Consider the following 19,676-nt stretch of genomic DNA (forward strand, 5'->3'; position numbering starts at 1 on the left):
GATGAGCGGGAAACCTAAGCGTTTAATGGTGATGGCAGGCGGTACTGGCGGGCACGTGTTCCCGGGGCTGGCGGTCGCGCATCATCTGATGGCGCAGGGCTGGCAGGTGCGCTGGCTCGGAACCGCAGACCGAATGGAAGCCGATCTGGTGCCGAAGCACGGGATCGAGATTGATTTTATCCGCATCTCCGGCCTGCGCGGCAAGGGCCTGAAGGCCCAGTTGACGGCGCCGCTGCGGATCTGGCAGGCGGTGCGGCAGGCGAAAGCCATCATGCGCAGTTATCAGCCGGATGTGGTGCTGGGGATGGGCGGTTACGTTTCCGGCCCCGGCGGCCTGGCGGCCTGGCAGTGCGGCATCCCGGTGGTGCTGCACGAGCAGAACGGCATCGCCGGCTTGACCAACCGCTGGCTGGCGCGCATCGCCGCCAAAGTGATGCAGGCCTTCCCCGGCGCGTTCCCGAACGCCGAGGTGGTGGGCAACCCGGTGCGCACCGACGTGTTGGCGCTGCCGTTGCCGGCGGAGCGGTTGCAAGGGCGCGAAGGCCCGATCCGCGTGCTGGTGATTGGCGGAAGTCAGGGCGCCCGCGTGCTGAATCAGACAGTTCCTGAAGTCGCGGCGCGTTTGGGCGATAGAATTACGCTCTGGCATCAGGTTGGCAAGGGCGCGCTGGAAACGGTGCTGCGCGACTACGAGAGGGTAGGGCAGACACAGCACAAGGTGACCGAGTTCATCGACGACATGGCCGCCGCCTATGCCTGGGCCGACGTAGTGGTCTGCCGCTCCGGCGCGTTGACCGTCAGCGAAATCGCGGCGGCGGGGCTGCCGGCGATTTTCGTGCCGTTCATGCACAAGGATCGTCAACAGTACTGGAACGCACGCCCGCTGGAAGAAGCCGGCGCGGCGAAGATTATCGAACAGCCGCAGTTCAACGCCGATGTGGTGGCCGAACTGCTGGCGAGCTGGGATCGCAAGACGCTGCTGGCCATGGCCGAGAAAGCGCGCGCGGTCGCCATTCCGGACGCCACCGAGCGCGTGGCGGCGGAGCTGGTGCGGCTCGCCAAGTAACGAGTGCAGGGGTTCGGCGCGCCGAACCTGAATAAAAGCAATGTGATGTAGGCCGGGATACCGGATCCGGATTAGAGAGAGTGATGAATACACAACAACTGGCGAAACTACGTACTATCGTGCCCGAGATGCGTCGCGTCCGGCACATTCACTTTGTCGGCATCGGTGGCGCCGGCATGGGTGGTATCGCCGAAGTGTTGGCAAACGAAGGGTATCAGATCAGCGGCTCCGACCTGGCGCCAAATCCGGTGACCCAGCAGTTGAGCGCGCTCGGGGCGACGATTTATTTCAATCACCGTCCGGAAAACGTGCTGGATGCGAGTGTGGTGGTGGTATCTACCGCCATCTCCGCCGACAACCCGGAGATCGTCGCCGCCCGTGAAGCGCGCATCCCGGTGATCCGCCGCGCTGAAATGCTGGCGGAGCTGATGCGTTTTCGCCACGGCATCGCTATCGCCGGCACGCACGGCAAAACCACCACCACGGCGATGGTCTCGAGCATTTACGCCGAAGCCCGCCTGGACCCGACCTTCGTTAACGGCGGGCTGGTGAAGGCGGCGGGCACCCACGCACGATTGGGGTCCAGCCGTTATCTGATCGCGGAAGCGGATGAGAGCGATGCGTCGTTCCTGCATCTGCAGCCGATGGTGGCCGTGGTCACCAACATCGAAGCCGACCACATGGACACCTACCAGGGCGACTTCGAGAACCTGAAGCAGACGTTTATCAATTTCTTGCACAACTTGCCGTTCTACGGTCGCGCGGTGATGTGCATCGACGATCCGGTGGTGCGTGAGCTGCTGCCGCGCGTGGGTCGTCATATCACCACCTACGGCTTCAGTGAAGATGCCGATGTGCGCATCGAAGACTACCGGCAGATTGGGCCGCAGGGGCACTTTACTCTGAGCCGTCAGGACAAACCGTTGCTGACGGTAACGCTGAACGCGCCGGGCCGCCACAATGCGTTGAACGCAGCGGCGGCGGTGGCGGTAGCGACCGAAGAAGGCATCGACGACGAAGATATCCTGCGCGCGCTGGCGGGCTTCCAGGGCACCGGGCGCCGCTTCGATTTCCTCGGCGAGTTTCCGCTGGAGCCGGTCAACGGCAAAGCGGGCAGCGCGATGCTGGTGGACGATTACGGCCACCATCCGACCGAAGTGGACGCCACGCTGAAGGCGGCGCGCGCCGGTTGGCCGGACAAGCGTCTGGTGATGATCTTCCAGCCGCACCGCTACACGCGTACCCGCGATCTGTACGACGATTTCGCCAACGTGCTGTCGCAGGTGGATGTGCTGCTGATGCTCGACGTGTACGCCGCCGGCGAAGCGCCGATCCCGGGCGCGGACAGCCGCTCGCTGTGCCGCACCATCCGCAGCCGCGGCAAGCTGGATCCGATCCTGGTTTCCGATGCCGATACCGTGCCGGAAACGCTGGCGCAGCTGTTGCAGGATGAAGACCTGGTGCTGGTGCAAGGCGCCGGCAACGTGGGCAAAATCGCCCGTAAACTGGCCGAGCTGAAACTGCAGCCGCCGAAGAAAGAGGAGGAGCACCATGGCTGATAAAGTTGCAGTTCTGCTGGGCGGCACCTCCGCTGAACGTGACGTTTCTCTGCAGTCCGGCGCCGCGGTGCTGGCCGGGTTGCGCGAAGCCGGTATCGATGCGCACGGCGTCGATACCCGCGATTTCCCGGTGACCCAGCTGAAAGAGCAGGGGTTCACCAAAGTGTTTATCGCGCTGCACGGCCGCGGCGGCGAGGACGGCACCCTGCAGGGGCTGCTGGAGTTTCTCGAGTTGCCTTATACCGGCAGCGGCGTGATGGCCTCGGCGCTGACCATGGACAAATGGCGCACCAAGATGGTGTGGCAATCGATGGGCTTGCCGGTGGCGCCTTACGTGGCGCTGAATCGCCAGCTGTATCTCGGCGCCGAAAAAGCGGCGCTGCTGGCGCGCGTGGCGGATCTCGGTCTGCCGGTGATCGTCAAGCCGAGCCGTGAAGGCTCCAGCGTCGGCATGAGCAAGGTCACCGAAAGTGCGGCGTTGGCAGCGGCGCTGGAAGAAGCCTTCCGCCATGACGACGATGTGCTGGTGGAGAAGTGGTTGAGCGGCCCGGAATACACCGTGGCGATGCTGGGCGACCAGGTGCTGCCGTCTATTCGTATCCAGCCGGCCGGCGTGTTTTACGACTACCAGGCCAAGTACATTTCGGACGATACGCAGTACTTCTGCCCGAGCGGTTTGAGCGCCGAGCAGGAAGCCGAGATGGCGGCGTTGGCGCTGCGCGCCTACCGCGGTCTGGACTGCAGCGGCTGGGGCCGCGTCGACGTAATGCAAGACAGCGATGGCAGCTTCTATCTGCTTGAGGTGAATACCTCTCCGGGCATGACCAGTCATAGCCTGGTGCCGATGGCGGCGCGCCAGTTTGGATTAAGCTTCTCGCAGCTAGTGGCGAGAATTTTGGAGTTGGCCGACTGATATGTCGCAAGCTGCCCTGAATGCGCGCGATCGCGAGGTGGATAACGGCCCGCGCCGCAGCAATGGAACCCAGTTGGCGGGAATGATTTTCCTGCTGATGGTGTTGGGAACGGTCGTGTGGAGCGGTTGGGCGGTGCTTGGCTGGATGAAAGACGCCAGTCGCCTGCCGCTCTCAAGGCTGGTGGTGACCGGCGAACGCCATTACACCACCAACGATGATATTCGTCAGGCGATCCTGGCGCTGGGCGCGCCCGGCACCTTTATGACGCAGGATGTGGACGTTATCCAGCAGCAGATCGAACGTCTGCCGTGGATCAAGCAGGCCAGCGTGCGCAAACAATGGCCGGATGAGCTGAAGATCCATCTGGTGGAGTATGTCCCGGTGGCGCGCTGGAACGATTTGCACATGGTGGACGCCGAGGGCAAAGCGTTCAGCGTGCCGGCGGAGCGGGCGGGCAAGCAGAAGTTGCCGCTGCTCTACGGGCCGGAAGGGAGCGAGCAGGATGTGCTGGAAGGCTATCGGGCGATGAGCGCCACGTTGGCGGCCAGCAAATATACGCTGAAAATGGCGGCGATGACCGCGCGCCATTCCTGGCAGCTGGCGCTGGACAACGATGTCCGGCTTGAGCTGGGGCGCGATGACCGCAACGGGCGTTTGCAGCGGTTTATCGAGCTTTACCCGGTATTGCAGCAGCAGGGCCAGGCGGAGAGCAAGCGTGTCAGCTATGTCGATCTGCGCTACGAGTCCGGCGCTTCGGTAGGGTGGGCTCCGGTGTTGGTCGATCCGCAGGCGCTTGGCGGTCAGCAAAACAGTAATCAGCAACAGAATCAGGCACAGGCAAAACAACAATGATCAAGTCGACGGACAGAAAACTGGTAGTTGGACTGGAGATCGGTACTGCAAAAGTCTCCGCGTTGGTAGGGGAAGTTCTGCCCGATGGCATGGTCAACATTATCGGGGTGGGCAGCTGCCCGTCTCGCGGCATGGATAAGGGCGGCGTAAACGACCTGGAGTCGGTGGTGAAGTGCGTACAGCGCGCCATCGATCAGGCCGAGCTGATGGCGGACTGCCAGATCTCGTCGGTGTACCTGGCGCTGTCGGGCAAACACATCAGCTGCCAGAACGAAATCGGCATGGTGCCTATCTCGGAAGAGGAAGTGACGCAGGACGACGTGGAGAACGTGGTGCACACCGCCAAATCGGTGCGCGTGCGCGACGAACACCGCATCCTGCACGTGATTCCTCAGGAATACGCCATCGATTATCAGGAAGGCATCAAAAACCCGGTTGGGCTGTCCGGCGTGCGCATGCAGGCCAAGGTGCATCTGATTACCTGCCATAACGATATGGCGAAGAACATCGTCAAGGCCGTGGAACGTTGCGGCCTGAAAGTTGACCAACTTATTTTCGCCGGTCTGGCCGCGAGCTACGCGGTGCTGACCGAAGATGAACGCGAACTCGGCGTTTGCGTGGTGGATATCGGCGGCGGCACCATGGATATGGCGGTGTACACCGGCGGTGCGCTGCGCCACACCAAAGTGATCCCTTACGCCGGGAACGTGGTCACCAGCGATATCGCTTACGCCTTCGGCACGCCGCCGACCGACGCGGAAGCGATTAAAGTTCGACACGGTTGTGCGCTTGGGTCGATTGTTAGCAAGGATGAGAATGTAGAGGTGCCTAGCGTCGGGGGACGTCCTCCGCGCAGTCTGCAAAGACAGACGCTGGCTGAAGTCATTGAGCCACGCTACACCGAACTGTTGAATCTGGTTAACGATGAAATTTTGCAATTGCAGGAGCAACTGCGTCAGCAAGGGGTGAAGCATCATCTGGCGGCCGGTATCGTGCTGACCGGTGGCGCCGCCCAGATTGATGGCCTGGCAGCCTGTGCGCAACGGGTGTTCCACACCCAGGTACGCATCGGCCAACCCTTGAACATCACGGGTCTGACGGATTATGCGCAGGAGCCTTACTACTCGACGGCGGTAGGTCTGCTGCACTATGGAAAAGAGTCTCACCTGAGCGGTGAGACAGAAGTAGAAAAACGCGCCTCGGTGGGCAATTGGTTTAAACGCATCAATAGCTGGCTGAGAAAAGAGTTTTAATGTTTCAACAAAGAGATCATGCTGAGTAATCTTTTTATGATCTCGCAGCGACAGGCACAAAACGGAGAGAAACTATGTTTGAACCAATGGAACTAACCAATGACGCGGTGATTAAAGTCATCGGCGTCGGCGGCGGCGGTGGCAACGCCGTTGAACACATGGTGCGCGAGCGCATCGAAGGTGTTGAATTCTTCGCTGTGAACACGGACGCCCAGGCGCTCCGCAAAACGGCGGTTGGCCAAACCATCCAGATTGGTAGCGGTATTACCAAAGGTCTGGGTGCGGGCGCGAACCCGGAAGTGGGTCGCAATTCAGCGGAAGAAGACCGCGAAGCCCTGCGCGCAGCGCTGGACGGCGCAGACATGGTCTTCATCGCAGCCGGCATGGGCGGCGGTACCGGTACCGGTGCGGCGCCAGTGGTGGCTGAAGTGGCTAAAGATTTGGGTATTCTGACCGTGGCCGTGGTGACCAAGCCTTTCAACTTCGAAGGCAAGAAGCGCATGGCATTCGCGGAGCAGGGTATCGCTGAGCTGTCCAAACACGTGGACTCACTGATCACCATTCCGAATGACAAGCTGTTGAAAGTTCTGGGGCGCGGCATTTCCCTGCTGGACGCGTTCGGCGCGGCCAACGACGTGCTGAAAGGCGCGGTGCAGGGTATCGCCGAGCTGATCACCCGTCCGGGCCTGATGAACGTCGACTTCGCCGACGTGCGCACCGTGATGTCCGAAATGGGCTACGCGATGATGGGTTCTGGCGTGGCTTGCGGTGAAGACCGCGCCGAAGAAGCGGCCGAAATGGCGATCTCCAGCCCACTGCTGGAAGACATCGACCTGTCCGGCGCGCGCGGCGTACTGGTCAACATCACCGCCGGCTTCGACCTGCGTCTGGATGAGTTCGAAACCGTGGGTAACACCATCCGTGCGTTCGCTTCCGACAACGCCACCGTGGTTATCGGTACCTCGCTGGATCCGGAAATGAACGACGAACTGCGCGTAACCGTGGTTGCAACCGGTATCGGTATGGACAAGCGTCCTGAAATCACCCTGGTGACCAATAAGCAGGCCAGCCAGCCGGTGATGGATCACCGTTATCAGCAGCACGGCATGTCGCCTCTGCCGCAGGAAGTGAAACCTGCCGCGAAGGTGGTCAACGACCAAGCTGCGCAGCCGAATAAAGAGCCCGACTATCTTGATATTCCAGCCTTCCTGCGTAAACAGGCAGACTAAGAATATCCTGAGAATTTGGAATCTCCGCTCTTTGTGCTAAACTGTCCCGCCAGCCATGCTGTATGCTTGGCTGGTAGGATGGATAACATTGCGAGATAAAACGATGATCAAACAAAGGACATTAAAACGTATTGTTCAGGCGACTGGCGTCGGTTTGCATACCGGCAAGAAAGTCACGCTGACAATGCGCCCAGCGCCGGCTAATACCGGGGTCATCTATCGTCGCACTGACTTGAATCCACCGGTTGATTTTCCGGCTGATGCAAAATCCGTGCGTGATACCATGCTCTGTACTTGCCTGGTGAATGAGCATGACGTGCGTATTTCGACCGTTGAGCATCTTAACGCCGCGCTGGCTGGGCTGGGCATCGACAACATCGTCATCGAAGTCGACGCCGCTGAAATCCCAATCATGGACGGCAGCGCCAGTCCGTTCGTGTTCTTGCTGCTGGATGCCGGCATCGAAGAACTGAACTCGGCGAAGAAATTCCTGCGTCTGAAAGAGACCGTACGCGTTGAAGATGGCGACAAGTGGGCCGAGCTGTCCCCGCATAACGGGTTCCGCCTGGACTTCACCATCGACTTCAACCACCCGGCCATCGACGCCAGCTCTCAGCGCTATCGTCTTGATTTCTCGGCTGAGTCGTTCGTGCGTCAAATCAGCCGCGCGCGCACCTTCGGGTTCATGCGTGATATCGAATACCTGCAGTCCCGTGGCCTGGCCTTGGGCGGCAGCTTCGACTGCGCCATCGTGGTAGATGACTACCGCGTGCTGAACGAAGACGGTCTGCGTTTCGAAGACGAATTCGTACGTCACAAAATGCTGGACGCCATCGGCGACCTGTTCATGTGCGGCCACAACATCATTGGCGCGTTCACCGCGTTCAAGTCTGGCCACGCGCTGAACAACAAACTGCTGCAGGCCGTGCTGGCCAAGCAGGAAGCGTGGGAATACGTGACCTTCCAGGACGAAGCCGAAATGCCATTGGCATTCAAGGCACCGTCTACCGTATTGGCGTAAGGTCTGAATTCCTCGCCTGCGAATAACGGCAGGCGCATCCCCTGAGAGCCTGAGAATTCAGGCTCACGATGGTGTGGTGTCGGCTGTCCGGTATTTTGCAGTCCGTGTCGCTGATTACTTATCACGACTGGTTGTGTTGGTACCCTCTCCGGCCAATGCAGCCAGCCGTTCCAATATCTTGCGCAGTTTCTCTGGGCTACGGCTCGCTAATCCCCTCAGCTCTTCCGCACTCTCCAGACTCAAATGCCGCATCGGCACGGGTTTTTCCGGCGCTTTTTCGGCGTTTTGCACCTGGTTGCTGCCTTTCGCCATCAAGGCCGGATTAATCCTGATGTCGATCGACGACAATGATGGTAGAATTTGCGCTCGTAGTGCAGACAGCAAAGCGGGTTGTTCGTAGCGCAAGCGCATCATCCAACTGGCATTTGCCGTTTCGAGCACTAAAATACCCTGTCGGAAATTCGCGACGCGGCACCAGGGATGCAGGGGAGCGGGCAACAGGCCCTTCACTGCACGGTTAAGCTTGAGCAGCGCCACCGCGCGTTGCTGGACGTTATGCAGCGGCCCTTTGCTGCCGGCAGACGCGTCGTCGAACAGGACATCTAATAATTGTGGACGGCTATCGCGCATAATGGGCTCCGGCGGATTATAAACTCGTGATCGGTATTCTAAATCGTTGGCGACAATTTGGCAGACGTTATTTCTGGCCCCATCTCCTGTTAGGGATGGTTGCGGCCACGCTTGGCGCGCCTTCCAATTTGTCCGGCGCACCCGATCAGGCCGCATTGCCGAGCACATCGTCCAGCCTTAACCGGCAAAATTCGGCCAACGGCACCTTCAACAGCCTGGCCCTGCTGCAGGACGCGCATCGCCGTCCTACCTTCAGCGTAGATTATTGGCAGCAACATGCGCTGCGCACCGTCATTCGTCACCTCTCTTTCGCGCTGGCGCCGCAGGCGGTTTATGCGCGTGTGCAGGAGAGCGAAGCCGAAGCGGAACCCCCTTTGCAGGTAGCGCAACTGGCGCTGCTTTCTACTCTCAACGCGCTGCTGACGCACGAGCCGAAGCCGCCGACCATCATTCGCCACACCCACCTTGAGGTGCTGCCAACGCTGGCGCGGCACCAGACCGGCCTGTGGGTGGCGCAGGTGCAGGGCATTCGCGCCGGGCCCGTCGCCCTCGTCTGATCTCGCCCTTTGGGCACAAAAACCATAAATAATAGCAAGTTGACTGCCGCGCTCGGCGGTCATGACAGAGATATCAAACATCATGTTAGTGAAATTATTAACCAAAGTTTTTGGCAGCCGTAACGATCGTACCCTGCGCCGCATGCGCAAAGTGGTTGAGCAGATCAACCGCATGGAACCGGACATGGAAAAGCTGTCCGATGACGAGTTGAAAGCGAAAACCAACGAATTCCGCGCGCGCCTGGAGAAAGGCGAATCGCTGGAAAGCCTGATCCCGGAAGCCTTCGCCGTGGTGCGTGAGGCGAGCAAGCGCGTGTTCGGCATGCGTCACTTCGACGTGCAGCTGCTGGGCGGCATGGTACTGAACGACCGCTGCATCGCCGAGATGCGCACCGGTGAAGGTAAAACCCTGACCGCGACGCTGCCGGCTTATCTGAACGCCCTGAGCGGCCGCGGCGTGCACGTCGTGACCGTCAACGACTATCTGGCGCAGCGCGACGCCGAAAACAACCGTCCGCTGTTCGAGTTCCTCGGTCTGAGCATCGGCATCAACCTGCCGGGCATGCCGGCGCCGGCCAAGCGCGAAGCTTACGCTGCCGACATCACCTACGGCACCAACAACGAGTACGGCTTCGACTACCTGCGCGACAACATGGCGTTCAGCCCGGAAGAGCGCGTGCAGCGCAAACTGCACTATGCGCTGGTGGATGAGGTGGACTCCATCCTGATCGATGAAGCGCGTACGCCGCTGATCATCTCCGGCCCGGCAGAAGACAGCTCCGAGATGTACATCAAGGTCAACAAGCTGATCCCTAAACTGATCCGCCAGGAAAAAGAAGACTCCGACACCTTCAAAGGTGAAGGGCACTTCTCGGTGGACGAGAAGGCGCGTCAGGTACACCTGACCGAACGCGGCCTGATCCTGATTGAAGAGATGCTGGTGGAAGCCGGCATCATGGATGAAGGCGAATCGCTATACTCGCCGACCAACATCATGCTGATGCACCACGTTACCGCCGCGCTGCGCGCTCACGTGCTGTTCACCCGCGACGTGGACTACATCGTGAAAGACGGCGAGGTGATCATCGTCGATGAGCACACCGGCCGTACCATGCAGGGCCGCCGCTGGTCCGACGGTCTGCACCAGGCGGTGGAAGCCAAAGAAGGCGTGGAGATCCAGAACGAGAACCAGACGCTGGCTTCGATCACCTTCCAGAACTACTTCCGTCTGTACGAGAAGCTGGCCGGGATGACCGGTACCGCCGATACCGAAGCCTTCGAATTCAGCTCGATCTACAAGCTGGACACGATCGTGGTGCCAACCAACCGTCCGATGATCCGTAAGGATATGCCGGATCTGGTGTACATGACCGAGAAAGAGAAGATCGGCGCCATCATTGAAGACATCCGCGAACGTACCGCCAAAGGCCAGCCGGTGCTGGTGGGGACCATCTCGATCGAGAAATCCGAAGTGGTGTCCCGAGAGCTGACCAAAGCGGGCATCGACCACAAAGTGTTGAACGCCAAATTCCACGCCATGGAAGCGGACATCGTCGCCCAGGCCGGCCAGAGCGGTGCGGTGACCATCGCCACCAACATGGCGGGCCGTGGTACCGATATCGTGCTGGGCGGCAGCTGGCAGGCCGAAGTGGCGCTGCTGGAAGAACCGACCGAAGAGCAGATCGAAGCCATCAAAGCCGCCTGGAAAGAGCGCCACGACGCGGTGCTGGCGGCGGGCGGCCTGCATATCATCGGCACCGAGCGCCATGAATCGCGCCGTATCGATAACCAGCTGCGCGGCCGTTCCGGTCGTCAGGGCGACGCCGGTTCATCCCGCTTCTACCTGTCGATGGAAGATGCCCTGATGCGTATCTTCGCCTCGGATCGCGTGTCCGGCATGATGCGTAAACTGGGCATGAAAGAAGGCGAAGCGATTGAGCACCCGTGGGTGACCAAGGCGATCGCCAACGCGCAGCGCAAAGTGGAAAGCCGCAACTTCGATATCCGTAAGCAACTGCTGGAATACGACGACGTCGCCAACGATCAGCGCCGCGCCATCTACAGCCAGCGTAACGAATTGCTGGACGTGTCCGACGTGAGCGAAACCATCGCCAGCATCCGCGAGGACGTGTTCAAGAGCACCATCGACAACTACATCACGCCGCAGTCGCTGGAAGAAGAGTGGGATATTCAGGGGCTGGAAGAGCGTCTGAAGAACGACTTCGATCTGGAGATGCCGATTGCCCAGTGGCTGGACAAAGAGCCGGAGCTGCACGAAGAGACGCTGCGCGAACGCATTCTGGAGAACGCCAAAGAGCAGTACCTGCGTAAGGAAGAAGTGGTCGGCAGCGAAATGATGCGCAACTTCGAGAAGGGCGTGATGCTGCAGACGCTGGATTCCCTGTGGAAAGAGCACCTGGCGGCGATGGACTACCTGCGTCAGGGCATCCACCTGCGCGGCTATGCGCAGAAGGATCCGAAGCAGGAGTACAAGCGCGAATCCTTCAACATGTTCGCCACCATGCTGGAATCGCTGAAATATGAAGTGATCAGTGTGCTGAGCAAGGTGCAGGTGCGGATGCCGGAAGAGGTGGAAGCACTGGAACAGCAGCGCCGTGAAGAGGCCGAGCGCCTGGCGCAGCAGCAACAGCTGAGCCACCACGACGAGAACGCGCTGGTGACCGAAGATCCGAACGCGCCGGCGACCGCCGAGCGCAAAGTGGGCCGCAACGATCCTTGCCCATGCGGTTCCGGCAAGAAATACAAGCAGTGCCACGGCCGCCTGCAGTAATGCCGGCCGCGGTTGACCGATAATACCCGGGGGTTCAGCTTGCTGAGCCCCTGTTTTTTGGCACCCATCAGGAGGTGAGATGAAACATCTGAATATCGCCGTGGGCATCATCCGCAATGCTCAACGGGAGATCTTTATTACGCGCCGCGCCGCTGACGCGCACATGGCCGGATTTTGGGAGTTTCCCGGCGGCAAGATCGAACCGGGTGAGACGCCGGAACAGGCGCTGAGCCGCGAGCTGCGTGAAGAGACCGGTATCGAAGCCGAGCGGGCCGAACTGCTGGAGGTGGTGGAACATCGCTTCAGCGATCGCATCGTGACGCTGAATTTTTATCTGGTGGAGCATTGGGCGGGCGAGCCGTTTGGCCGTGAGGGGCAGCCGATGCGCTGGGTAAAACAGGCGGAGCTGCGTGAAGACGAGTTCCCGGAAGCCAACGCCGGCATTATCCAACTGCTGGTGGCGCAGGCTGGCGCCGCGCAATAACACTATCGGCCTGGCGCGCACCAGGCCTGCATACGGCGACTAGCGGTCGTCGAGTTCGCTCCAGTCCTCACTTTCCGACAGATCGCTGTTGCTCGGAATGCGCTTCTCTTCATCGGCCCACTCGCCAAGATCGATCAGTTGGCAGCGCTTGCTGCAAAACGGCCGGAACGGGCTGACTTCGCCCCAAACCACGCCGGTGCCACAGGTTGGGCATTTCACTACGGTCGTCATAACGGTTCCTTACGCCTTCTGGCGGTGCTGAGAAGGCTTGCTTTCATGAGTTCAACAACAGGCCAGTTCGAACGTCAGGCGTTCAGGCACCATGCCATGTTCGCTGTCCAAAGGCAGGAAACGAATGGCATAACGCGTCTTGTGGCCGGAAATTTGCGGATAAAGCTGCGGCGCCAGATGAAGGCGCAGGCGCAGCAGGTCCGCCCCTTCGGCGTTGTCCTGGAAAAAGCCGTTCAGACTGATTTGATTGCGGAACGGCCCCGACTGACGGATCAGATCCAGCACCATGATCAGCGCCTGGTTCAGCGGATCCAGCGACTGCAGCCAGGCGGCGACGTCGGCATCGCGATCCTGCTGCGGCGCATGCATCCACATGTGCAGGGTCGGCAAATCGAAGCTGCAGCAGCCGCCGGGAATGTTCAGACGCTGGCGCACCAGGCCGATCAGCCGGTCTTCACGCAGTGCCTGACCGAGGCGCGGTGCCGCCATCAGCGCCGATGAACGCGACTTCAACTGGCCGCGCAACTGCTCGATCAGCGCCATATCCACGCCCGGCACATCGGCCCAGGCCAACAGTTTTTGCTGCTGACGCTCCAGCTCTTTGAGCAGTTCGGTGCGTACCTCGCCGCGCTCCAGTACGTCCAGCAAATCGGAGACGGTGCGGAAAAAGGTAAGGGCGATGGCGGTTTCGCTCAGGGCGCGCTGGCCGTGCAGCTGTTGCAGTAAAAACTCGATGCGCAGCCAGGTACGCATTTTTTCGTTCAGCGGGTGTTCAAAGAGAACGGTTGGGGAAACATCACTCATGCAGTTTAATCCTGTTGGGGCGCTGTTGCCGCCAGTTCAAGGTAGCGACGATGCAGTGCGGCGACCCGTGGCTCTATCCCCTGAGCGGCGCCGCTGTTGTCAATAATGTCATCCGCCACGGCGAGGCGCTGCTGGCGCGTGGCCTGGGCGGCGAGAATGCTCTGCGCTTGCTCGCGGCTGATGCCGTCGCGCGCGATGGTGCGAGCCAACTGGGTTTCGGTGTCGACGTCGATCACCAGCACCCGATCGGCGCGATCCTGCAGGCCGTTTTCCACCAGCAGCGGCACGACCCACAGCGCGTACGGGCTGGCTGCCTGCGCCAGTTGGCGTTGGGTCTCGCGGTGTATCAGCGGATGCAGCAGTTGGTTCAGCCAGGTTTTATCATCGGGGTGGCTGAAGATGCGCTGACGCAGAGCAGCGCGGTTGAGCGCGCCGTCCGGCAGCAACATTTCATTACCAAATCGCTCGGCGATCGCGGCCAGAGCAGGGGTGCCCGGCTCAACGACCTGACGGGCGATCACGTCGGCATCGACAATGGCTGCGCCGTGGCGCGCAAAGGCGTTCGCAACGGTCGTTTTGCCGCTGCCTATGCCCCCGGTCAACGCAACAATGTAGGCCATGGTGTTAGGTGCATCCGATGTTCATAAAAAAATAATAGACGAATCATAAAGCGATCGCGCAGAAGTGCAAGTCGGCAGGCGGCGCTTGCGCCTCGGCCCCGTTTGGACGGCGAGAAAAAGCGCAGCGGCACGGCAGAAATGAGCGGGCAATCACACTGCGATTATGCAGGTAAATTTGTCGGATTGTAGCGTAAATAAAGGCGAATTCGCAGTCTTGTTCGGCGATTATTAGCGCGTATTATAACGTCACTGGAACTGGCATTAATCTCGCCGTCATCTTTCCGCGCCACGGGAAAGCGGTCGGGCAGAGGTTCGAATATCCTCCTTGCGATCCGTCGCCATTAACCAGGAAATCATAAGTCATGCGTATTGAAGAAGATTTGAAGTTAGGCTTTAAAGACGTGTTGATCCGCCCTAAGCGTTCCACGTTGAAAAGCCGTTCCGAGGTTGAACTGGAACGTCAGTTTACCTTCAAGCATTCAGGTTGCAGCTGGTCCGGCGTGCCGATTATCGCCGCCAACATGGACACGGTGGGCACCTTCCGCATGGCCGAGGCCCTGGCTTCTTTCGACGTTCTCACCGCCGTACACAAACATTACAGCGTCGAGCAATGGGCTGACTTCGTGCAGCGCATGCCGGAATCGGTGCTGCGCCACGTGATGGTGTCCACCGGCACCTCAGAAGCCGACTTCGCCAAAATGCAGCAGATCCTGGCCCTGTCTCCGGCGCTGAAATTCATCTGTATCGACGTGGCCAACGGCTACTCTGAACACTTCGTCGCCTTCCTGCAGAAAGCGCGCGAAGCCTGCCCGAATCACGTCATCTGCGCCGGCAACGTCGTGACCGGCGAGATGGTGGAAGAGTTGATCCTCTCCGGCGCCGACATTGTTAAAGTCGGCATCGGGCCGGGATCGGTATGCACCACCCGCGTGAAGACCGGCGTGGGCTATCCGCAGCTGTCGGCAGTGATCGAATGCGCCGATGCGGCCCACGGGCTGGGCGGCCAAATCGTCAGCGACGGCGGCTGCTCGGTGCCGGGCGATGTCGCCAAAGCCTTCGGCGGCGGCGCGGACTTCGTGATGCTGGGCGGTATGCTGGCCGGCCACGACGAGTGCGAAGGCACCGTGGTGGAAGAGAACGGCGAGAAATTCATGCTGTTCTACGGCATGAGCTCCGAGTCAGCGATGAAGCGCCACGTCGGCGGCGTGGCGGAGTATCGCGCGGCCGAAGGCAAAACCGTCAAGCTGCCGCTGCGAGGCGAGGTGGAGTTCACCGTGCGTGATATCCTCGGCGGCCTGCGTTCCGCCTGCACCTACGTCGGCGCCGAGCGTTTGAAAGAGCTGACCAAGCGCACCACCTTTATCCGCGTGGCGGAGCAGGAAAACCGCGTCTTCGGCAGCAAATAAGCCGCACCTTGCATTCGGGCGCAGCGCACCGCGGCGCCCGCTATCCTTTTACCCTTATCCCAACACGCTGCCCAGTTGAAAGATAGGCAGATACATGGCGATCACCAAAGCGCCGACAATCCCACCTACCACCAGCATCAGCAGCGGCTCCAGCGTTTGCGCCAGCGTATCGGCCAGCTCGTGCGTCTGCCGTTCATACCACTGCGCCAATTTATCCAGCAAGGCGTCCAGTGAACCGGACTCTTCGCCCACCCGCACCAGCTGCCGGCACAGCGGCGGAAACAGCGGTTGCAGGCCCAGGGCATGATGAAAGGCTTCGCCTTCGGCGATCTGCCGTTGCACCTGCTCCAGCGCCTGTTTGTACAGCAGATGGTCAGCCGCCAACGCCGCCGCGTTCAACCCTTCCACCAGCGTCAGCCCGGCGCGTTGGGTCATGGTCAGGATGCGAAATGTTTGGCTCAGCGCGCCGCCGCTCACCAGCCGGGCGATCAGCGGCAGGCGCAGCAAGAGAGCCTGTTCACGTCTGCGCCACGGCGGGCGCGGGTGCAGCCAGCGGCCATAGCCGAACAGCGACGCGCCCAGCAGCAGCGCCAGATAGGGGCCGGTGGCGATCAACTGCGCAGACAATGCCAGCAACCCTTGGGTAAACCAGGGCAGCGGCGCATCGAACGATTGATAAACCTTGGCGAATTCCGGCAGCACCATCACCAGCATCAACACGCTGACCATCAGCGCCACCGCGCAGATGAAGAGGGGATAACGCAGCGCTTTGGTCACCTTGCGGCGCAGCAGCAACTGGGCCTCCTGTTGTTGCGCCAGCTGCAGGCAGCAGCGATCGAGGTTGCCGGTCAGTTCACCGATGGCGATCAGCTGGCGATAGATCAGGGGAAAAATCCCCGGTTGTTCGGCGAGGGTTTCGGAAAGCGGTTGCCCTTCGCGCACCTGGTCGGCCAGCTGGCGCAACAGGCAGCGCCAGGCTGCCGAAGGATGCTCTGCTGCCAGCAACTGCAGCGCATTGACCAGCGGCAACCCCGCCTGCAGCAGAGTGGCGAGCTGGCGGGTGAAGTGGATTAACGGTTCTCCACGCCATTGGCCGGGCGTAACGCGTTTGCCGTGCCCGATTCGGTACGGTTGCAGGCCTTGTTCGATCAGCAACCGGCTCACCTGCCGTTTTTCCTCGCTCATCAGTTCGCCGCGGCGTAAGGCGCCCTGTGCGTCGAAAGCCTGCCAAAGAAACAGCCGGCGCGCTTTCATGGCGCGGCTATGCCAGGCTGGACGACGTCGATCACGCGGTACAGTTCTTCCAGCGAGGTCGTGCCTTCGGCGGCCAGCGCCAGGCCCGCGTGCAGCAGCGAAAGCTGCCCCTGTTCGCGGGCGATATCCGCCAGCAGACTGGGAGCGGCGTTCGCCAGCAATGCCGCCTGTATTTCCGGCGTAATGGCCAACAGTTCATACACGCCGATGCGCCCATAGTAACCGCCGAAGCAATGCTCGCAGCCATCGGCGCGCCAGACAGTGAGCGGTTCCGGCCAGATCGCGCTGGGAAAATGCGTCGGCTGGCTGTGCGGATAGCGGCAGTGGCGGCACAGTCTGCGCACCAACCGCTGCGCGACGATCAGCTTCAGACAGCCGGCGAGCAGGTAGCCGGGGATCCCCATGTGCATCAGCCGCGTCAGGGTTTCGCCGGTAGAGTTGGTATGCAGCGTCGACAGCACCAGGTGGCCGGTTTGCGCGGCCTTGACCGCGATCTCGGCGGTTTCCGCATCGCGGATCTCGCCGATCATGATGACGTCTGGATCCTGGCGCAGCAGGGCGCGCAGCACCCGGGCGAAGCTCAGCTCGGTTTTGGCGTTGATCTGGGTCTGATTAACGCCGAACAGCGGGATCTCGACCGGATCCTCGACGCTGCACAGGTTGCTCTGCGCATCGTTCAACTGGCGCAGACCGCTGTACAGCGTCACCGTTTTGCCGCTGCCGGTCGGGCCGGTCACCAGGATCAACCCTTGCGGGCAGGCCAGCGCCGTCGCGTAGCGCGCCAGATCCGCCCGGCTCATGCCTAACTGATCCAGCGGCAGTTCTTGTTGCTCGCCCTGCTGAACGCGCAGCACCACCTTTTCGCCGTGCAGCGTCGGCAGAGTGGCGATACGCATGGCATAGCGCGCGCAGTCCAGCGTCAGGCTGAGCTGCCCGTCCTGAGGCTGACGGCGCTCGGCGATATCCAACTGGCCGAGGATCTTCAGCCGGGCGATGAGGCGCGCAGCCAGCTGCGGCGGCGGTGAGGTGAGGGTTTGCAGCACGCCGTCGATGCGCAGACGAATGCGAAAATGCTGCCGAAAAGGCTCGAAGTGGATGTCAGAGGCGCGGCGCTGGATGGCCAGGCGTAGCGTCTGGTTGATGAATTGCACCACCGGCGCATCGCCGTCGTCGGGGTAGGCGATGTCGGTTGTGTCCTCTTCGGCCGCCAGCGGCGCCGAGAGCGGTTCGTGGCGCTGGTTAAGCGCCAGCTCCAACCTGGCCGCCGGCCATTGTTCCAGATGGATGCGTTTGCCGGTGGCGAAACGCAGCGCCGCCAGCAGCCCCTGCGGCGCTTCTTCGCTGAGCGCGACCGTCAGTGTGGTCGGGTCTTCGCTCAGCGCCAGCGCCTGATAGCGCCGACACAGGGTGTGAACCTCTTCGCTGATTTGCGCGTTCATCGCCGTTACTCCGCCGCGTCGTCGAAGCGGAAGACTTCCCGGCACACCTCAACCAGCGTCGCGTTTTCGCTGCTGCACAGCCGGGTCCAGCGGGTCAGCCCATCGGCGTTCGACTTGGGGGTTAACGCCACCGCCAGCCCCTGCAGCGTTTGGGTGCCGGTCAGCGTGATTACGCCTTTAACGACTTTCACCCCGCTGACGTAACGCGACGCGCCGCCGCTGGGAATGCCTTTGCTGCCGGCTTCACAGCCGGCGGGCGCGCCTTCATCCAGTACGCACAGCTCGACCGCCAGCTTATATGGCGCCATGGTTTGCAGCATGTCGGTCATCGCCGCTTTCTGGATGTAGCGCTGGTAGGCGGGAATGCCGATGGCGCTGAGGATGGCGATGATGGCGATCACCACCATCAGTTCGATCAGGCTAAAGCCGCGTTGCGTTTCCATGCGTTGTTTCCTCCATAAGGGTGTGGAAAACAACGGTAGCGGTTTGCGCGGGGGAACGGCGAGCGGGTTTTACGCGTTTCTCGGCGTGCTTCCATCAGTATTGATGTCGTTTGCAGCGGAGGGAAAAACGGTGCGAGGGGCTTCGCAAATCTGCGTTAACGCCCCCGGCGGCGGCCGGGGGCGAGGGGATCATTTGAAGCGCATCGACAGATCGAGCGCGGTCACATGTTTGGTCAGCGCGCCGACCGAAATGTAATCCACGCCGGTCTCGGCGAAGGTGCGCAGCGTCTCGCTGGTGACGTTGCCGGACACCTCCAGCTGGGCGCGGCCCTGGGTTTGGGCGACCGCCTGACGCATCATCTCGACGCTGAAGTTGTCCAGCATGATGATGTCGGCGCCGGCGTCCAGCGCCTGCTGCAGCTCATCGAGCGATTCGACTTCCACTTCCACCGGCACGTCGGCGTGCAGCCAGAAGGCTTTTTCCACCGCGTTTTTGATCGAGCCGGAGGCGATGATGTGGTTTTCCTTGATCAGGAAGGCATCGGACAGCCCCAGCCGGTGGTTGCTGCCGCCCCCGCACAGCACGGCGTATTTCAGCGCGGTGCGCAGGCCGGGCAAGGTCTTGCGGGTATCGAGCAGGCGAGTCTGGGTGCCTTCCAGCAGAGCCACGTAGCGGCTGACCTCGGTCGCCACGCCGGAGAGCATCTGCACGAAGTTCAGCGCGGTGCGCTCGCCGGTCAACAGCACCCGCGCAGGGCCGCGCAGCCGGCAAAGCGGTTGGTTCGGTATCAGACGGTCGCCGTCTGCCACCAGCCACTCCACATGCACCTGGTTGCCCAACTGAATAAAGACTTCGTTCAGCCAGCGGCGGCCGCAGAACACGCCGGCTTCGCGGGTAATGACGGTGGCTTCGGCCTGCTTGTCCGCCGGTAACAATTGCGCGGTAATATCGCGCCCGGCGTCAACTTCACCTCCCAGGTCTTCGCGCAGCGCCTGGGCGACGGAATAGGGAATATCACTTTCAATACGTTCAAGAAGCTCGGTGCGGCGACGGTCGGCACTGTAGCGGCGTGTCGGCATGGAAAACTCCGAAATGGACGGTTAGTTCGTAGGGGAACATGCT

Annotated in this window: 19 protein-coding genes; 11 read left to right on the top strand and 8 right to left on the bottom strand. The window is 61.1% G+C overall.

The window, feature by feature from the left end:
• Position 1: 1 nt before the first annotated feature.
• From murG to lpxC, 7 genes are all read left to right on the top strand, one after another.
• Positions 2 to 1,066 (top strand): undecaprenyldiphospho-muramoylpentapeptide beta-N-acetylglucosaminyltransferase, encoded by a 1,065-nt coding sequence (gene murG, locus EDY99_RS00390; protein ID WP_004932773.1) that lies wholly within the window; start codon positions 2 to 4, stop codon positions 1,064 to 1,066.
• An 83-nt stretch (positions 1,067 to 1,149) separates the two neighbouring features.
• Positions 1,150 to 2,625 carry a UDP-N-acetylmuramate--L-alanine ligase gene (gene murC, locus EDY99_RS00395; RefSeq protein WP_025301571.1) on the top strand — a complete coding sequence of 492 codons (1,476 nt, stop codon included), beginning with the start codon at positions 1,150 to 1,152 and terminating at the stop codon, positions 2,623 to 2,625.
• Positions 2,618 to 3,538 carry a D-alanine--D-alanine ligase gene (locus EDY99_RS00400; RefSeq protein ID WP_033651670.1) on the top strand — a complete coding sequence of 307 codons (921 nt, stop codon included), beginning with the start codon at positions 2,618 to 2,620 and terminating at the stop codon, positions 3,536 to 3,538. Before murC ends, EDY99_RS00400 begins: the two co-directional genes overlap by 8 nt.
• A 1-nt stretch (position 3,539) precedes the next feature.
• Positions 3,540 to 4,391: a cell division protein FtsQ gene (gene ftsQ / locus EDY99_RS00405; RefSeq protein WP_004932761.1), complete on the top strand. Its 852-nt coding sequence runs from the start codon at positions 3,540 to 3,542 to the stop codon at positions 4,389 to 4,391.
• Entirely contained in the window at positions 4,388 to 5,644 is a 1,257-nt protein-coding gene (ftsA, locus tag EDY99_RS00410; protein WP_004932758.1) for a cell division protein FtsA, read from the top strand. Before ftsQ ends, ftsA begins: the two co-directional genes overlap by 4 nt.
• A gap of 74 nt (positions 5,645 to 5,718) precedes the next feature.
• Positions 5,719 to 6,873 carry a cell division protein FtsZ gene (gene ftsZ / locus EDY99_RS00415; protein WP_004932757.1) on the top strand — a complete coding sequence of 385 codons (1,155 nt, stop codon included), beginning with the start codon at positions 5,719 to 5,721 and terminating at the stop codon, positions 6,871 to 6,873.
• 103 nt (positions 6,874 to 6,976) lie between these two features.
• Positions 6,977 to 7,894 (top strand): UDP-3-O-acyl-N-acetylglucosamine deacetylase, encoded by a 918-nt coding sequence (gene lpxC / locus EDY99_RS00420; protein WP_004932754.1) that lies wholly within the window; start codon positions 6,977 to 6,979, stop codon positions 7,892 to 7,894.
• A 114-nt stretch (positions 7,895 to 8,008) separates the two neighbouring features.
• On the opposite strand, the gene EDY99_RS00425 is transcribed toward lpxC, so the two are convergent.
• On the bottom strand, positions 8,009 to 8,524 hold the full coding sequence (locus tag EDY99_RS00425; RefSeq protein WP_004932751.1) for a DUF721 domain-containing protein: 516 nt from the start codon (positions 8,522 to 8,524) through the stop codon (positions 8,009 to 8,011).
• 26 nt (positions 8,525 to 8,550) lie between these two features.
• On the opposite strand from EDY99_RS00425, the gene secM reads away from it, so the two are divergent.
• The 3 genes from secM to mutT all read left to right on the top strand — a co-directional run bounded on the left by secM (position 8,551) and on the right by mutT (position 12,356).
• Positions 8,551 to 9,081, top strand: coding sequence for a secA translation cis-regulator SecM (gene secM, locus EDY99_RS00430; protein ID WP_033641856.1), 531 nt, complete (start codon positions 8,551 to 8,553; stop codon positions 9,079 to 9,081).
• Between the two features lie 82 nt (positions 9,082 to 9,163).
• Positions 9,164 to 11,872 carry a preprotein translocase subunit SecA gene (gene secA / locus EDY99_RS00435; RefSeq protein WP_042783690.1) on the top strand — a complete coding sequence of 903 codons (2,709 nt, stop codon included), beginning with the start codon at positions 9,164 to 9,166 and terminating at the stop codon, positions 11,870 to 11,872.
• Between the two features lie 79 nt (positions 11,873 to 11,951).
• A complete protein-coding gene (gene mutT / locus EDY99_RS00440; protein WP_042783691.1) occupies positions 11,952 to 12,356 on the top strand; it encodes an 8-oxo-dGTP diphosphatase MutT in 405 nt (134 codons plus the stop codon).
• Positions 12,357 to 12,395: 39 nt separating this feature from the next.
• Here the strand turns inward: mutT and yacG are convergent, their stop codons facing one another.
• Genes yacG through coaE form a run of 3 tightly spaced genes read right to left on the bottom strand, consistent with a single transcriptional unit; the run spans position 12,396 to position 14,011 of the window.
• Positions 12,396 to 12,587 (bottom strand): DNA gyrase inhibitor YacG, encoded by a 192-nt coding sequence (gene yacG / locus EDY99_RS00445; RefSeq protein ID WP_025301578.1) that lies wholly within the window; start codon positions 12,585 to 12,587, stop codon positions 12,396 to 12,398.
• A 51-nt stretch (positions 12,588 to 12,638) separates the two neighbouring features.
• Positions 12,639 to 13,391 carry a cell division protein ZapD gene (gene zapD / locus EDY99_RS00450; RefSeq protein ID WP_033641859.1) on the bottom strand — a complete coding sequence of 251 codons (753 nt, stop codon included), beginning with the start codon at positions 13,389 to 13,391 and terminating at the stop codon, positions 12,639 to 12,641.
• 5 nt (positions 13,392 to 13,396) lie between these two features.
• Positions 13,397 to 14,011, bottom strand: a complete 615-nt coding sequence (coaE, locus tag EDY99_RS00455) for a dephospho-CoA kinase (RefSeq protein ID WP_025301580.1) — start codon at positions 14,009 to 14,011, stop codon at positions 13,397 to 13,399.
• Positions 14,012 to 14,373: 362 nt separating this feature from the next.
• Here coaE and EDY99_RS00460 point away from each other — a divergent pair, with 362 nt between their 5' ends.
• A complete protein-coding gene (locus EDY99_RS00460) occupies positions 14,374 to 15,417 on the top strand; it encodes a GMP reductase (RefSeq protein ID WP_015376656.1) in 1,044 nt (347 codons plus the stop codon).
• A gap of 54 nt (positions 15,418 to 15,471) precedes the next feature.
• Here EDY99_RS00460 and hofC read toward each other — a convergent pair whose 3' ends face one another.
• The 4 genes from hofC to nadC form a co-directional block, all read right to left on the bottom strand.
• Positions 15,472 to 16,671 carry a protein transport protein HofC gene (hofC, locus tag EDY99_RS00465; RefSeq protein ID WP_033641860.1) on the bottom strand — a complete coding sequence of 400 codons (1,200 nt, stop codon included), beginning with the start codon at positions 16,669 to 16,671 and terminating at the stop codon, positions 15,472 to 15,474.
• Positions 16,668 to 18,110: a type II secretion system protein GspE gene (gspE, locus tag EDY99_RS00470; RefSeq protein WP_123061385.1), complete on the bottom strand. Its 1,443-nt coding sequence runs from the start codon at positions 18,108 to 18,110 to the stop codon at positions 16,668 to 16,670. Before gspE ends, hofC begins: the two co-directional genes overlap by 4 nt.
• 5 nt (positions 18,111 to 18,115) lie before the next feature.
• Positions 18,116 to 18,553, bottom strand: coding sequence for a prepilin peptidase-dependent pilin (ppdD, locus tag EDY99_RS00475; RefSeq protein ID WP_033651664.1), 438 nt, complete (start codon positions 18,551 to 18,553; stop codon positions 18,116 to 18,118).
• 189 nt (positions 18,554 to 18,742) lie between these two features.
• Entirely contained in the window at positions 18,743 to 19,633 is an 891-nt protein-coding gene (nadC, locus tag EDY99_RS00480) for a carboxylating nicotinate-nucleotide diphosphorylase (RefSeq protein WP_123061386.1), read from the bottom strand.
• Positions 19,634 to 19,676 lie beyond the last annotated feature (43 nt).

The sequence above is a fragment of the Serratia sp. LS-1 genome (genome assembly GCF_003719595.1).
GTDB classification, from domain to species: domain Bacteria; phylum Pseudomonadota; class Gammaproteobacteria; order Enterobacterales; family Enterobacteriaceae; genus Serratia; species Serratia ureilytica.